The organism is Streptomyces sp. NPDC048506, from assembly GCF_040651315.1.
Taxonomy (GTDB): Bacteria; Actinomycetota; Actinomycetes; order Streptomycetales; family Streptomycetaceae; genus Streptomyces.
This window is the reverse complement of sequence record NZ_JBEZIX010000005.1, coordinates 119,669-133,962: the sequence shown is the minus strand read 5'-3', so window position 1 is coordinate 133,962 and position 14,294 is coordinate 119,669. Positions and strand designations below refer to the sequence as shown.

Annotated in this window: 11 protein-coding genes; 6 read left to right on the top strand and 5 right to left on the bottom strand. The window is 71.8% G+C overall.

The window, feature by feature from the left end; genetic code table 11:
• The 3 genes from AB0C96_RS05500 to panB all read right to left on the bottom strand — a co-directional run bounded on the left by AB0C96_RS05500 (nucleotide 1) and on the right by panB (nucleotide 3,319).
• Complete coding sequence (locus AB0C96_RS05500) at nucleotides 1-831, bottom strand: ABC transporter permease (protein WP_362913959.1); 831 nt, start codon at nucleotides 829-831, stop codon at nucleotides 1-3.
• Nucleotides 828-1,865 carry an ATP-binding cassette domain-containing protein gene (locus AB0C96_RS05495; RefSeq protein ID WP_362913958.1) on the bottom strand — a complete coding sequence of 346 codons (1,038 nt, stop codon included), beginning with the start codon at nucleotides 1,863-1,865 and terminating at the stop codon, nucleotides 828-830. The genes AB0C96_RS05500 and AB0C96_RS05495 overlap by 4 nt, the downstream gene beginning before the upstream one ends.
• 593 nt (nucleotides 1,866-2,458) lie before the next feature.
• Nucleotides 2,459-3,319: a 3-methyl-2-oxobutanoate hydroxymethyltransferase gene (panB, locus tag AB0C96_RS05490; RefSeq protein ID WP_362913956.1), complete on the bottom strand. Its 861-nt coding sequence runs from the start codon at nucleotides 3,317-3,319 to the stop codon at nucleotides 2,459-2,461.
• A gap of 204 nt (nucleotides 3,320-3,523) precedes the next feature.
• Here panB and AB0C96_RS05485 point away from each other — a divergent pair, with 204 nt between their 5' ends.
• The 4 genes from AB0C96_RS05485 (at nucleotide 3,524) to AB0C96_RS05470 (ending at nucleotide 8,490) form a co-directional block, all read left to right on the top strand.
• Complete coding sequence (locus tag AB0C96_RS05485; protein ID WP_362913954.1) at nucleotides 3,524-5,152, top strand: MFS transporter; 1,629 nt, start codon at nucleotides 3,524-3,526, stop codon at nucleotides 5,150-5,152.
• Nucleotides 5,149-5,811: a TetR/AcrR family transcriptional regulator gene (locus AB0C96_RS05480; protein WP_362913952.1), complete on the top strand. Its 663-nt coding sequence runs from the start codon at nucleotides 5,149-5,151 to the stop codon at nucleotides 5,809-5,811. Before AB0C96_RS05485 ends, AB0C96_RS05480 begins: the two co-directional genes overlap by 4 nt.
• 272 nt (nucleotides 5,812-6,083) lie before the next feature.
• Nucleotides 6,084-7,103, top strand: coding sequence for an endonuclease/exonuclease/phosphatase family protein (locus AB0C96_RS05475; RefSeq protein ID WP_362913950.1), 1,020 nt, complete (start codon nucleotides 6,084-6,086; stop codon nucleotides 7,101-7,103).
• A 151-nt stretch (nucleotides 7,104-7,254) separates the two neighbouring features.
• Complete coding sequence (locus tag AB0C96_RS05470; RefSeq protein WP_362913948.1) at nucleotides 7,255-8,490, top strand: MFS transporter; 1,236 nt, start codon at nucleotides 7,255-7,257, stop codon at nucleotides 8,488-8,490.
• Here the strand turns inward: AB0C96_RS05470 and AB0C96_RS05465 are convergent.
• The gene (locus tag AB0C96_RS05465; protein WP_362913946.1) at nucleotides 8,462-10,216 is read right to left on the bottom strand and encodes an NAD+ synthase; all 1,755 of its coding nucleotides are present in this window, start codon (nucleotides 10,214-10,216) and stop codon (nucleotides 8,462-8,464) included. The two genes, AB0C96_RS05470 and AB0C96_RS05465, sit on opposite strands and share 29 nt — an antisense overlap.
• Nucleotides 10,217-10,375: 159 nt before the next feature.
• The gene (locus AB0C96_RS05460) at nucleotides 10,376-12,013 is read right to left on the bottom strand and encodes a multicopper oxidase family protein (protein WP_362913944.1); all 1,638 of its coding nucleotides are present in this window, start codon (nucleotides 12,011-12,013) and stop codon (nucleotides 10,376-10,378) included.
• Nucleotides 12,014-12,491: 478 nt separating this feature from the next.
• Here AB0C96_RS05460 and AB0C96_RS05455 point away from each other — a divergent pair, with 478 nt between their 5' ends.
• Both AB0C96_RS05455 and AB0C96_RS05450 read left to right on the top strand, forming a co-directional pair.
• Nucleotides 12,492-13,328, top strand: a complete 837-nt coding sequence (locus tag AB0C96_RS05455; RefSeq protein WP_362913942.1) for a DUF998 domain-containing protein — start codon at nucleotides 12,492-12,494, stop codon at nucleotides 13,326-13,328.
• Nucleotides 13,325-14,218 (top strand): alpha/beta hydrolase, encoded by an 894-nt coding sequence (locus tag AB0C96_RS05450; RefSeq protein ID WP_362913940.1) that lies wholly within the window; start codon nucleotides 13,325-13,327, stop codon nucleotides 14,216-14,218. The genes AB0C96_RS05455 and AB0C96_RS05450 overlap by 4 nt, the downstream gene beginning before the upstream one ends.
• Nucleotides 14,219-14,294 lie beyond the last annotated feature (76 nt).

Below are 14,294 nucleotides of genomic sequence, written 5' to 3'. Positions count from 1 at the left end.
TCAGGTCTTCTTGCGGAACCGCGACACCGCGAGCGGCATCGTGATCGCCGTGATGGCGACCGCCCAGCCGAGGGTGACCAGCGTCGGGTGCGCCACCGCACCGTGGCCGTTGATCAGCGCCCGGGCCGCGTCCGCCAGGTTGGACAGCGGATTGACCTTGGTGAAGCCCTCCAGCCAGCCGGGCATCGACGTCGTCGGCGCGAAGATCGACGAGCCGAACTGGAGCGGCATCAGCACCAGCATCGCGATGCCCTGCACGGCCTGCGGGGTCTTCACCGACAGGCCCAGCAGGATGAAGATCCACATCAACGCGGCCCCGAAGGCCGTGGAGAGCACGATCGCCGCGAGGAACTCCAGCACGCTGCCGCGGACTTCGAGGCCGAGCAGGAAGCCCATGCCGAGCAGGATCGCGGTGGCGATCAGCATCCGGCCGACCTCCACGACGATCTTGGCTATCAGGACCGAGGACCGGGCGATCGGCATCGTCCGGAAGCGGTCCATCACGCCCTTGCGGAAGTCCTCGTTGACGCCGGTGCCCACCGCCATGGCGATGTTCATGCCCATCATCGCCATCATGCCGGGCACCAGGCGCTGGACGTACTCGTGCTGGTTGCCCTTGCCGGCGATCGCGCCGCCGAAGACGTAGGTGAACAGCAGGATGAAGACGATCGGCATCAGCAGGGCGTCGAACATCGACTCCGGGTCCTGCTTGATCTGGAGCGCGTTCCGGCGCACCAGGGCGCCGATGTGCCGCAGGTTGGCGCGGAGGCCGATCCGTCCCTCGTCGGCGCCGGGCTTCACCGTCGGCGCCGTCATCGTCGCCGTACTCATGCCGACACCTCCGCATAACGCTCGTCCTCGACCCCGTCGGCCCGCACCGCGTCCGCGGCGTCGGAGGCCTTCTGGCCTGTGATGGCCAGGAACACCTCGTCCAGGCTGGGCAGATGGGTGGATATCCCGGCGAGCGCGAAGCCCCGCTGGCCGAGCATCCCGACCACCGCGGTCAGCTGCTCGTCGCTGATGATCGGTACGTTGACCACACCCCCGTCGTGGTCAGCGGTGGCGCCCGCGATGCCGTCCAGACCGGCCTGCGCGATGGCGCCGACCATCCGGTCCAGTTCGCCCGGGTCCGTCGGCCGGATCTGTAGCGTCCGTCCGCCGACCTTGGCCTTCAGCTCGTCGACCCGGCCCTCGGCGATCACCCGGCCGCGGTCGATGACCGTCAGCTCGTTCGCCAACTGCTCGGCCTCTTCCATGTACTGGGTGGTCAGCAGCACCGTCGCGCCCTCGCGCACCATCCGCTGGACCTCCTCCCACACCTCGTTGCGGGTGCGCGGGTCCAGGCCCGTGGTCGGCTCGTCCAGGTAGAGCACGGCCGGACGGCCGATCATCGAGGCGGCGAGGTCCAGCCGGCGGCGCATGCCACCGGAGTACTTGGCCGCGGGGCGCTTGGCGGCCTCGGTCAGCGAGAACCGCTCCAGCATCTCGTCCGCGCGCCGGCGGGCCTCCTTGCGGGACAGATCGAGCAGCCGCCCGATCATGTAGAGGTTCTCCCAGCCGGAGAGCTTCTCGTCCACCGAGGCGTACTGCCCCGTGAGGCCGATCGTGCGGCGCAGTGCCCGGGGCTGGCGCACCACGTCGAAGCCGGCCACCACGGCGCGTCCGGCGTCCGGCACCAGGAGGGTGGACAGGCAGCGTACGAGCGTCGTCTTGCCGGCGCCGTTGGGGCCGAGCACGCCCAGCACAGTGCCTTCCTTCACGTCCAGGTCCACCCCGTCGACGGCCTTGACCTCTCCGAAGTGCTTGACCAGACCGCGCACCTCCACGGCGTTCCCGCCCCTGGCGGTCATCGTCTGTCGCGTCATGCCCCCAAGGTGCCAGCCGCCACCGACAGCGCGCCGACATCCCACCGACAAATCGCTGCGCTTGGCTTGACCCGCACGTTTTTGGCTTTCCCGCCGTGGCCTGGCGGCCGGCGCTGTTCCCACGTTGTCGACTTTCCCGCCGTGGTGGTTGGTCGGCGTTGCGCCTGCGGCGGGCGTGGGTTGTTGGGTGCGGTGACGGGCCTGCGGGGCAGGGTGTCCGGACTGCTTCGCTTTACGTCCGGACACCCTGCCCCTCCGGCCCGTCCCCTCCCGTGAGTGGGTGGTGAGAGGCCGGTGGGGGCGGGCCCTGTCAGTTCACTGCGAATGGGGGACCACTCGTGCGAGCCCCCACCGGCCTTCTTCCCTCCCACCCACGGGAGGGTGGGGGCCGGAGGGGTAGGGGTGTGGGACGTAAAGCGAAGCAGTCCCACACCCCTACCCCGGAGGACCGCACCCGTAGCGAACAGCCCCGCGCAGCGGCACAGCCCGCCGCAGGCGCCACGGCGGGAAAGCCAACTACGTGGGGGCGAGCGCCGGCCGCCAGGCCACGGCGGGCCAGCCGACAACGTGGGGAGAACGCCGGCCGCCAAGGCCTAGTGAAAGGTGTGCTCCGCCGAGGGGAACGTTCCGCCCACGACCTCCTCCGCGAACGCCTTCGCGGCGCCGCCGAGCAGCTCGCGCATTTCGAGGTACTGCTTGACGAACTTCGGTACCCGGCCCGCGGTCATGCCGGCCATGTCCGTCCACACCAGGACCTGGGCGTCGCACTCCAGGCCGGCGCCGATGCCGACGGTCGGGATGTGCAGCGATCGGGTGACCTCGGCGGCCAGCTCGGCGGGTACGGCCTCCAGGACCACCGAGAAGGCGCCCGCGTCCTGCACCGCCTTGGCGTCCCGCAGCAGCTGCTGGGCGGCCTCCTCGCCGCGTCCCTGGACGGGGTAGCCGCCGAAGGCGTTGACCGACTGCGGGGTCAGTCCGACGTGTGCCATGACCGGAATGCCGGACGAGACCAGCAGCTCGACCTGGTCGGCGGAGCGCTCGCCGCCCTCCAGCTTGACGGCGCCGACCCCGGCCTCCTTCACCAGCCGGGTGGCGCTGCGCAGTGCCTGGACCGCGCCCTCCTGGTACGTGCCGAACGGCAGGTCGCCGATGACGAGGGCGCGCTTGGTGCCCCGGACGACCGCCGCGGAGAGCATGGTGATCTCGTCCAGGGTGACCGGCACGGTGGATTCGTAGCCGAGGTGGCAGTTGCCCATCGAGTCGCCGACGAGGAGTACGGGGATGCCGGCCTCGTCGAAGACGGAGGCGGTCATCGCGTCGTACGCGGTGAGCATCGGCCACTTCTCGCCGCGCTCCTTGGCGGCGGCGATGTCCCGGACGGTGATCCGGCGTGAACTCGTGCCCCCGTACAGCGACTTGGGGACCGGCTTCTGGGCAGGCGAAAGCTGCGTCATGGTGACGGCTCCTGTTCGTCATCTCGAGGCACCCTGACGGTGTCCCCGGACTCCCCACCATGCTGGCATGGCCCGCACACAAAGGAAAAGGGGAGGGCTCCAGGAGCTTCCCGAGCGCTCCCGATGTCCGGCTGGTTCCGTATCGTGTCGGCAAAGTTCCGATACGGAACGGGTCCGTATCGATAAAGCGCGTATGGTGTCGACATGGCCACCTCACCCATCCCCTCCGCCGCTCCGGGCGGACCACCGGCGCGGCAGGTCCCCGAACGCATCCACCGCCGCCGCTGGGCGATCCTGTCCACGCTCATGCTCAGCCTGCTGATCGTGGTGCTGGACAACTCGATCCTCAACGTCGCCATGAAGACGATCGCCACCCCGGCCCCCCACGGCCTCGGGGCCACCCAGAGTGAGCTGGAGTGGGCGATCAACGCCTACACGCTGGTCTTCGCCGGCCTGCTGTTCACCTCCGGACTGCTCGGCGACCGCCTCGGCCGCAAGAAGGTGCTGCTCTTCGGGCTGGCGGTGTTCGGCACCGGCTCGGTGCTCGCCGCGTTCGCCGGATCGCCCACCCAGCTGGTCGCCTTCCGCGCCGTGATGGGCCTGGGCGGCGCTTTCGTCATGCCGGCCACCCTCGCCATCCTGATGAACGTCTTCGAGCGCGACGAGCAGCCCCGGGCGATCGGCATCTGGGCCGGCGGGGTGGGGCTGGCCATCGCGATCGGCCCGATCGCCGGCGGTCTGCTGCTCGACGCCTACTGGTGGGGCTCGGTCTTCCTGGTCAACGTCCCGATCGTGCTGATCGCGCTGACCGCGATGCTGATCCTGGTGCCCGACTCCAAGGACCCCAGCCCCGGCCGGCTGGACCCGGTCGGGGTGCTGTTGTCCGTCATAGGGCTGGTCCTGCTGGTCTACGGGATCATCAAGGGCGGCCAGCTCGCCGACTTCACCGACCCGCGGGTGCTCGGCACCATCGCCGGCGGCTTGGCGGTGCTCGCCGGGTTCGTGGTGCACCAGAAGCGCAGCGACCACCCGTCGATCGACATCGGTTACTTCCGCAAGCCCGCGTTCTCCGCCGCCATCGCCGCCATCGCGCTGGTCTTCTTCTCGCTGATGGGCGTCACGTTCTTCATCGTCTTCTACGTGCAGAGCGTGCGCGGCTACACCCCGCTCCAGGCCGGCCTGCTGATCCTGCCGCTGGCCGCCGCCCAGATGATCTTCGCGCCGCGGGCCCGGCTCGCCGTGGACCGCTTCGGCGCCCGCGCGGTGTGCACCGTGAGCATGCTGGTGGTGGCCGCCACCATGACCGGGATGCTGCTGCTGGACATCGACACCCCGATCTGGGTCATGGAGGTGCTGTTCTTCCTCCAGGGTGCCGGGATGGCGCACATCATGCCGCCGGTCACCGTCACGATCATGCAGTCGCTGCCGCGGGAGAAGGCCGGCTCCGGCTCGGCGCTCAACAACGTCTTCCGGCAGGTCGGCGGCACCCTCGGGGTCGCCGTCCTGGGCTCGCTGCTGTCCACGACCTACCGCGACGGCATCCAGCCCAGGCTCGACGGGCTGCCCGGCGTGCCCACCGCGGCCCAGCAGGCGGCCGGCGAGTCCATCGAGGCCACCCTCGGCCTCGCGGACCGGATGGGCGTCGCGGGCCGGTCACTGATCGGCTCCGCCGACCGCGCCTTCGTCCACGCCATGCACGTCACCGCCCTCGGCTCGGCCGCCGTCTCGGTGCTCGGGGCCCTGGTCGTGCTGGCATTCCTGCCGGGCAAAATGGGACCGGCGCCGCAGTCGGCGGAGCCGTACGACGAACGGAAGGCGGGCGCAGCACGATGAGCCGGGCGGCGGAGCACCCCGAGGCGTCGGAGGTCGTGGCGCGGCCGGGACCGGTGACCGCCGAACGCCGCGGTCGGCCGCGCAGCGCCGCCGCCGACTCCGCCATCATCGAGGCCGTGCTGTGCCTGATCGAGGACGGGGTCTCCATAGGTGAGCTGTCCATGGAGCGGATCGCCCGCGAGGCCGGTGTGGGCAAGGCCACGGTCTACCGTCGCTGGTCCGGGAAGAACGCCCTGATGCTCGACGTCATGCGGTCGCTGGACGACCAGAGCCCGCAGCTGGACGGCGACTCGGTGCGCGACGACCTGGTCTCGCTGCTGGAGTTCCTGCGCCGCCGGGGGCTGGCCAAGCGCAGCTCCGCGCTGCTGCGCACGGTCGTCAGCCACGTCCAGGCCCAGCCCGAACTGTGGGCCGAGTACCACGACGCGGTCGTACGGGCCCGCCACGAGGCGCTCCTGGCGGTGCTGCGGCGCGGTGTGGCCAACGGTGAGATCCGTACCGACCGCGACCTGGAGACCATCGCCGACCTCTTCGTCGGCCCGATGCTGGCCCACGCCATCCTCCACGAGTGGAGGGAAATGCCCGAGGGGCTCGCGGAGGACATCGTCGACACCGTCCTGGAAGGCGTACGGCCCCGGCCGCAGGCCGCCGCGGGCTGAGCCCGCGGGCCGAACGCGCCCACCGCGCCGGTGAGTTGGCCCGGCAGCGGCCCGCCCCCGTCGACTCCCCGGACACTGGGTCATATGACCGGACCATGCCCGTTCTGTCACAGCGGCCGTCACGAACCCGCCGACCGGAACCCCGACCCGCCGCCGCGCCGTCCTCACATCCGAGAAGGCGCACTTCGGATCTAAGAAAGTGCATTACGGCCATCGCCTAGGGTCGTGGACCACAGGCGAGGCGCACCGGAGCAGGCAGTGAGGACAGCTACATGGCGCAGGCATATATGACGGAGCCGGGACAGGGACAGGGGTCCGAGTGGGCCGGTTCCCGGGCCGAACGCCTGCGGAACTGGTGGCGCCCGGAAGGGATGTGGCGGCGCGGCATCGTGCTCGCGGTGCTCGCCGTGCTCCTCGGGCTGATGATGATCCTGCACGCCAGGATCCCCAACACCGTGGGAAACCTGGGCAGTCTGCTGGAGACCTTCCTGCCGTGGCTCGGCCTGTGCCTCCCCCTGTTGTTCCTCGCCGCGGTGCTGCGCCGCTCCACCACCGCGCTGGTCGCCCTCGTCCTGCCGGTCTTCGCCTGGTTCAACCTCTTTGCCGGACAGCTCACCGACAAGGCGGGTACCGGTGGGAACCTCACCGTCGTCACCCACAACGTCGACGCCGGCAACCCCGACCCGGCGGCCACCGCCAGGGACGTCGTGGCGTCCGGCGCCGATGTGGTGGCCCTGGAGGAGCTGACCGGCGAGGCGCTGCCCACCTATCGCCAGGGTCTGGCGAAGGCGTACCCGTACCACACCGTGCAGGGCACCGTCGGCCTGTGGAGCAAGCGTCCGCTGACCGACGCCGGGCCGGTGGACATCAAGATGGGCTGGACCCGCGCGCTGCGCGCCACCGTCACCGCCGCCGACGGCCAGCAGTTCGCCGTCTACGTCGCGCACCTGCCGTCGGTACGGGTCAAGGTCGAGGCGGGCTTCACCGCCAACCAGCGTGACGGCAGCGCCGCGGCGTTGGGCGAGGCGATCGCCGCCGACCCGGTCAAGAAGGTCATGCTGCTCGGCGACCTCAACGGCACCATGAACGACCGCTCGCTGGCGCCGGTCACCTCCCAGATGCGCTCCGCCCAGGGTGCCGCGGGCGACGGCTTCGGCTTCAGCTGGCCGGCGTCGTTCCCGATGGCCCGGATCGACCAGATCATGATGAAGGGCATGGACCCGGTCAAGGCCTGGGTGATGTCGTCGACCGGCAGTGACCACCTGCCCGTCGCGGCCACCGTCAAGATCTGACGAGCCGCGCCCGGACCGGAGACGGCGGGAACGGACGCGTGCGCGTAACGCCCCGTTCCCGCGGCGGAACACTGGGCCTGCCAGACTTTGTTTCGTAAGAGAACTTAGCGCATGCTCCTTTACGGAACGTCCTGAAAGGACCCGGTCTTCCATGCCCTTGGCTCTGCTCGCGCTCGCGATCTCGGCCTTCGGTATCGGCACCACGGAATTCGTGATGATGGGCCTGCTGCCCAACGTCGCGGACGACCTGGGCACGTCCGTGCCCACCGCCGGCTACCTCGTCTCCGCCTACGCCCTCGGCGTCGTCATCGGCGCCCCGCTCCTGACCGCCCTGGGATCCCGCATCCCCCGCAGGCGCATGCTCGTCCTGCTCATGGCGGTCTTCACGGTCGGCAACCTCGCCTCCGCCCTGGCCCCCGGCTTCGGCCTGCTGATCGCCGGCCGGCTGCTGGCCGGCCTGCCGCACGGCGCGTTCTTCGGCGTCGGCGCGGTGGTCGCCGCCCGGCTGGTGCGCGAGGGCCGTCAGGCCCGTGCGGTGGCCACCATGTTCCTCGGCCTGACCATCGCCAACATCATCGGCGTCCCCGCCGCGACCCTGCTGGGCCAGCAGCTCGGCTGGCGCGCCACCTTCCTGATCGTGGCCGCCATCGGCCTGGTCGCCATGGCCGCCCTGGCGCGGCTGATCCCGCCGCTGCCTGCCGAGGAGCACATCGGCCTCCGCCGCGAGGTGCGCGCCCTCGCCGACGGCCAGGTGCTGCTCGGCCTGCTCACCACCGTCTTCGGCTTCGCCGGCATCTTCGCCGTCTACAGCTACCTTGCGTCGATGATGACCGAGGTCACCGGCTTCGCGGAGGGCTCGGTGCCGCTGGTCCTCGCCCTCTTCGGCATCGGCATGACCCTCGGCACGCTGGCCGCCGGCCCCCTCACGGACCGCGCCCTGCGCCCCACCCTCTACGGCTCGCTGGCCGCCCTCGCCCTGGTCCTCGCCGTCTTCCACTTCACCGCCCAGGTGAAGTGGGCCGCGCTGGTCACCGTCGTCCTGGTCGGCGCGGTCGGCTTCCTGACCACCACCCCCCTCCAGATGCTGGTCATGAACAAGGCCCAGCAGGCCCCCACCCTGGCCGCCGCCTCCAACCAGTCCGCCTTCAACCTCGCCAACGCGGGCGGCGCCTGGGCCGGCGGCCTCGCGCTCGCCGCCGGCTGGGGCTGGACGTCGCCGACCCTGGTGGGCGCGGTGCTGGCGGCGCTCGGCCTGGCCGTCGCGGTGGTGGCCGGGCTGCTGGACCGGGGCGCGCAGGACGGCTCCCGCATCGTGGCGCGCAGCGCAGAGGCCGACGCGGCCGCGGGGGCGGACGGGGTCAGCTCCCCTCGCGCCAGTGGTTCGTGATCGGCAGACGGCGGTCCTTGCCGAAGCCCTTGGCGGAGATCTTGGTGCCCGGGGGGTACTGCCGGCGCTTGTACTCGGCGTGGTCGACCATCCGCAGCACCCGGGTCACCAGGGGCTCGTCGAAGCCCTGGGCGACGATCTCCTCCCGGCCGCGGTCCTGGTCGACGTAGAGCGCAAGGATGCGGTCGAGGACGTCGTAGTCGGGGAGCGAATCGGTGTCGACCTGGCCGGGACGGAGCTCGGCGCTCGGGGGCTTGGTGAGGGTGTGCTCCGGGATCGGCGGGGTTTGGCCCCGGTCGGCGGCGGCCTGGTTGCGCCAGTGGGCGAGCTGGTAGACGACCGACTTGTAGACGTCCTTGATGGGGCCGTAGCCGCCCACCGAGTCGCCGTAGAGCGTCGAATAGCCGCAGGCCAGCTCGGACTTGTTGCCCGGCGCGAGGACCAGGTGGCCCTCCTGGTTGGAGATCGCCATGAGCGTCGTACCGCGCAGCCGGGACTGGAGGTTCTCCTCGGCGAGCCCGGTGAGCGCGAGGGACTCCATGTAGGCGTCGAACATCGGGCCGATCGGCACCGTGCGGAAGGACAGGCCGGTGCGGCGGGCGAGTTCGGCGGCGTCGGAGAGGGAGTGGTCGGAGGAGTAGCGCGACGGCATGGCCACCGCGTGCACCTGGCCGGCGCCCAGCGCATCGCAGGCGAGGGCGGCCACCAGGGCGGAGTCGATCCCGCCGGAGAGGCCCAGCACCACACTGCGGAAGCCGTTCTTGGCGACGTACGCGCGCAGGCCGACGACCAGCGCGGTGTAGATCTCCTCGATGTCGTCGAGGCGTTCGGCCTCGCCGCCGAGGGTTTCGGGGGCGTACCGCGGCAGCGGGTCGGCGGAGAGGGTGCGGTGGTCGACGCGCAGACCGTCGTCCAGGACGCCGGACGGCGGTTCGGGCGCCGCTGCCGGCAGGTCGAGGTCGACCAGCACGCAGCCCTCCGCGAACTGCGGTGCCCTCGCGATCACCCCGCCGGCCGCGTCCACGACGATCGAGTCGCCGTCGAAGACCAGCTCGTCCTGGCCGCCGATCATCGCGAGGTAGGCGGTCGTGCAGCCGGCCTCCTGGGCCCGCTTGCGGACCAGCTCCAGACGGGTGTCGTCCTTGTCGCGCTCGTACGGGGAGGCGTTGACCGACAGCAGCAGCCCGGCGCCGGCCGAACGGGCCGCGGGCACCCGCCCGCCCTCCTGCCACAGGTCCTCGCAGATGGCGAGCGCGATGTCGACGCCGTGGAGCCGGATGACGGGGAGGGTGTCGCCGGGGATGAAGTAGCGGAACTCGTCGAAGACGCCGTAGTTGGGGAGGTGGTGCTTGGCGAAGGACAGCGCCACCTCGCCGCGGTGGAGGACGGCCGCGGCGTTCTGCGGGGCGCCGGCGGGGCGTCCGTAGCGCGGTGCGGCCTGCTCGCCGCGGTCGAGGTAGCCGACGACCACCGGGAGCTCGCCCAGGCCCTCGGCGGCCAGCCGCGCGGCCAGCGTCCGCAGCGCGGTGCGGCTCGCCTCGACGAACGACGGGCGCAGCGCGAGGTCCTCGACGGGGTAGCCGGTCAGCGCCATCTCGGGGAACGCCACGAGGTGGGCGCCCTGGTCGGCGGCGTGCCGGGTCCAGTGCACGATCGTCTCGGCGTTCTGGGCGAGATCGCCGACGCAGGAGTCGATCTGATTGAGGGCGAGACGAAGTTGAGGCACCCCGCCAGTGTAATCGTCTTTCTGACGCAATGGGGGTCGGAGTCGTGTCGGCGGTGCTGCGGAAGCGAGCAGGGTCCCCGCCTGCTCCGCGAGAGTTCGGGGGGTGGCCCGCGGGATCGCTCGCGGGCCACCCGCCGGGAGGCGGTGCGGCGCCTCGGGTCACTTCGACGACTTCGGTGACCGGTAGCCGACGACCGTCATCATCCCCGACTCCGAGTGGTAGATGTTGTGGCAGTGCAGCATCCACAGGCCGGGGTTGACGGCGTCGAAGTCGACGGAGAGCTTCTTGCCTGGCAGGACGATCGTGGTGTCCTTACGGGGGCCGCCGTCGGGCATCCCGAAGGTGTGCCCGTGCAGATGCATCGGGTGCCACATCGTGGTCGTGTTCTCGAAGGTCATCCGCACCCGCTCCCCCTCCCTCACGGGGTAGCGCTGCGACGGCGTGTACGGCTTGCCGTTGATCGCCCAGTCCCACTTGTCCATGGTGCCGGTGAGCTCCATCTTGATCTCGCGGTCGGGGCTGCGGTCTTCGAGCAGCACCGATTCGTCGGCCTTGAGCTTGTCGGCGCTCAACCCCCCGCTGCGCAGCTCCTTGGGGCGGGTCTTCGGGTCGGGTGCCTCGCCGCCGCCGGTCCGCAGGAGGGCCTGCGCGGTGAGGTTGGGCTTGCCCGCGGAGAGCGCGGTGAGCGGGAAGACGCCGTCCTTGGCCGTGACCAGGACGTCGAAGCGCTCGGCCATGCCGATCAGCAGGCTGTCGGTCTCGCGGTGCTCCACCGGGAAGCCGTCGGTGTGCGTCACGATCATCTTGTGGCCGCCGAGCGCGACCCGGTAGGCGGTGTCGGCGGCGGCGTTGATGATCCGGATCCGGATGCGGTCACCGGGCTTGGCGCGGAAGGTCTCGCGGTCCCTCGACGTCCGGCCGTTGATCAGGTGGAACGGATGCTCCACATTGATCTCGTAGCGGTCGTCGTCGGAGTCGTCGGCCCGCTTCTTCGTGGTGTGCCGGTGCAGCAGGGCCGCGGCGGCCGCGGACCCGTGACCCGTGCGGCGCTTGCGACCCAGCTGCATGCTGCCGTGGCCCATGGCCCCGCCGGGCTTGTCCTTGTTCAGCTCGTCCAGGACGTCGTCCGGGGTCACACCGTCGACTCCGTCGAGCCAGTCGTCGATCAGGACGATCCACTCCTTGTCGTACGACAGCGGCTCATCGGGGTCGTCGACGATCAGTGGTGCGTACAGCGCGCGGTCCAGCTGCACTCCGACGTGCGGATGGATCCAGTGGGTACCGGGCGTGCTGGCCGTGAAGCGGTAGTCGAAGTAGTTGCCGGGCTTGACGGCCCGTTGGGTGACGTCGGGGACGCCGTCCATGTCGTTGCGCAGTTGCAGCCCGTGCCAGTGGACGGTGGTGTCCTGCGGGAGGCGGTTGTGCAGGGTCAGGGCGATCTGGTCGCCCGCGGTGACCCGGATCTCCTTGCCGGGCAGCCGGTCACCGTACGCCCAGGTGTTGACGGTCAGGCCGCCCAGGTCGAGCTCGGTCTCGGCGGCGGTCAGCGAGAAGCGTCGTACGGAGCCCCCTCTCCGGTTGCGCTCGCAGTCGACGACCTCCGGGCCGTCGGGGGTGACGTAGCCGGCCGGAACGTCGTCGTGGCGCGGGCCGTGCGAACCGGGTGAGCCGTGGGAGGGGTGCCCGCCGTACCTGTCGTTCGGGTCGGCGGATGCGGGGGAACGGGAGGACAGCAGCCCGCTTCCGGCGGCGGCGAGACCCGCGCCGAGCACGGCGCGGCGGGAGTGCGTACGCATAGGGAAAGCACCTCTTGGCGATGTCGATGGGGCGGTGTGGTCGGTGAGGGGGCACTGCCGCGCACTCCAGGGCGTCGGCGGAGGGGCGCTCCTGCACGCGCAGCACCGACAGTCGGGAGGAGAACTAGGGACGCGGCGGCGTGGATATTGGCCACAGGCCGCGCAGCAGCCGGGTGCGAGGAGCCGCTGTACCGGGGGGCGTGACGAGGCCGCCGACCGGCGCGGTGAACGGCAGCGGCCGGCCGCACCGGGCGGCGGCCTTGGCCTGTTCACGCATCGCGTACCTCTCGACGGAACGACGTGCTGGCGGGCGCCCTGAGGGCGCTGCCGTGGGAACACTACCCCCGAGGGGTATCAGCCTCCCGCACCGTCCGCCGAACGGAGTGATGCCTGCCTATCCTGGGCCTTCCGCGTCTCCGGCGCGCCGGGGTCCCGGCACGCCGGAGGAGCCCGGATCGGCCGGTCCCCGAGCGCTTGGATGTCCGTGACCCGTACCCGCCGTACCGTCTCCCGCGTCGCCCCCGGCCGGGCGGCCGCCGCCCTGCTGCTGCTCGGCGCGGTCGCGTACACCGCATGGGTGCTGGAGCTGGTGCTCGCCACCGGCCTGGACCCCGTCCGGGCGTACGTCAGCGAGCTGGCCGCCGCCGACCAGCCGCTCGGCGGCCTCTTCCGCGCCACCGACCTGGTCGCCGGACTGCTGGTGCTGGCCGGTGCGGTGACCGCGCTGCTGACGACGGAGCGCAGGCCCTGGGCGACGGCCGGCTGGGCCGCGCTGGCGCTCTTCGGCGCGGCCACCGCGGTCGACTCCCGGCTGCCGCTGAGCTGCGCACCGACCAGCGATCCGGTCTGCGCCGCCCGGGAGACCGCCGGGCTGGTGCCGGCCACCCACACCGCGCACGCGGTCAGCAGCTCCGCCGCGATGGTCGGCGCCCTCGCCGCGCTGGTCCTGCTGACCTTCGCCGCCCGGCGCCACGACCGCTGGCCGGCGCTGGGCCGCTTCGGGCCGCCGCTGGTGCTCGCCGAACTCGCGGCCACGACCTGGACGCTGGCCTCCGTCGCGGCCTTCACCGCAGGCCAGGGCAGCTGGGCCCTCGGCGCCGGGCAACGCCTCCAGGTCCTGCTGGTCGCCGCCTACGTCGCCGTGCTCGCCGGCTGTGTGGCGCGCTCGGGGCCACCCCGGCGCCGGAAGCGGGCCGGGGGCGGAGCCGCCGGGGACGATGCCGGAGCACCACAAACTGGAGCACCACAAGCCGGTGCACCACAAACCGGAGCACCACAAGCCGGAACCGCCGGAGAAGGAGAAGGAGACCGATGAGCCGAGACCTCCCCCCGCTCCCCGCCCCCGGCCGTTTCCTGCGCGTCGACGGGGTGCCGCTGCACGTCGTGACCGAGGGGAGCGGCCCGGTCTGTGTGCTCAGCGGCGGCCTCGGGATGGCGTGGTTCGACTGGGACGCGGTCGCCGCGCTGCTCGCCCCGTACCGCACCGTCGTCCGCTTCGACCGCCCCGGCCTCGGCCTGAGCGCCCCGACGCCGGAGCCCCCGACGCTCACCGCCGAGGCGGACCGGATCGCGCGCCTCCTCGACGCGCTGGGCCACGCCGGCCCGGCCACCGTCGTCGGCCACTCGCTCGCCGGATTCCACGCCGAGGCGTTCGCCCGGCTGCACCCGGACCGCTGCGCCGGTCTCGTCCTCGTCGACGGCAGCATCGAGGAGGACCCGCGGCCCCGGCTGCCCCGCACGGTGCGGACGGCCTGGGCCGGCGGGCTGGCCGGCGCCCTGTCCGCCGCCGGCCTGCCGCGCGTCCTGGGACCCGCCGCCCGCCGCCTGATAGGCCGTGCCTCGACCGTCGGCAACCATCCCCCGCACCCGTGGGAGCGGGCCGGCTACCGCACCAGCCGGGTCGTGCGCGCCTGTGTCCTGGAGAACGCGACCTACCCCTACCAGGCCGCCGAGCTCGTCGCGCTGCGCCCGGAGCGCCCGATGCCCCAGGTCCCGGTGACGGTCCTGGCGGCGTACGACGGCAGCGAGACGGCCGGGCAACTGCGCTGGCTGGAGCGGCAGCGGGCGCTCGCCGCCGAGCTGGGCGGCCGGTTCGCGGTCGCCGCACCGGCCGGCCATCTGGTGATGGCCGACGTGCCGGAGTCGGTGGTGCAGGCGGTGCTGGACCTGTCGGGGACGGGGCGGGGCGCGGCGGTGATTCCCTGAACCGGTGCCGGGCCGTTCACGGTCCGGCACCACCCCGGGAACGGCAAGGAACGATCCCTTCAACACCGGGTCAACG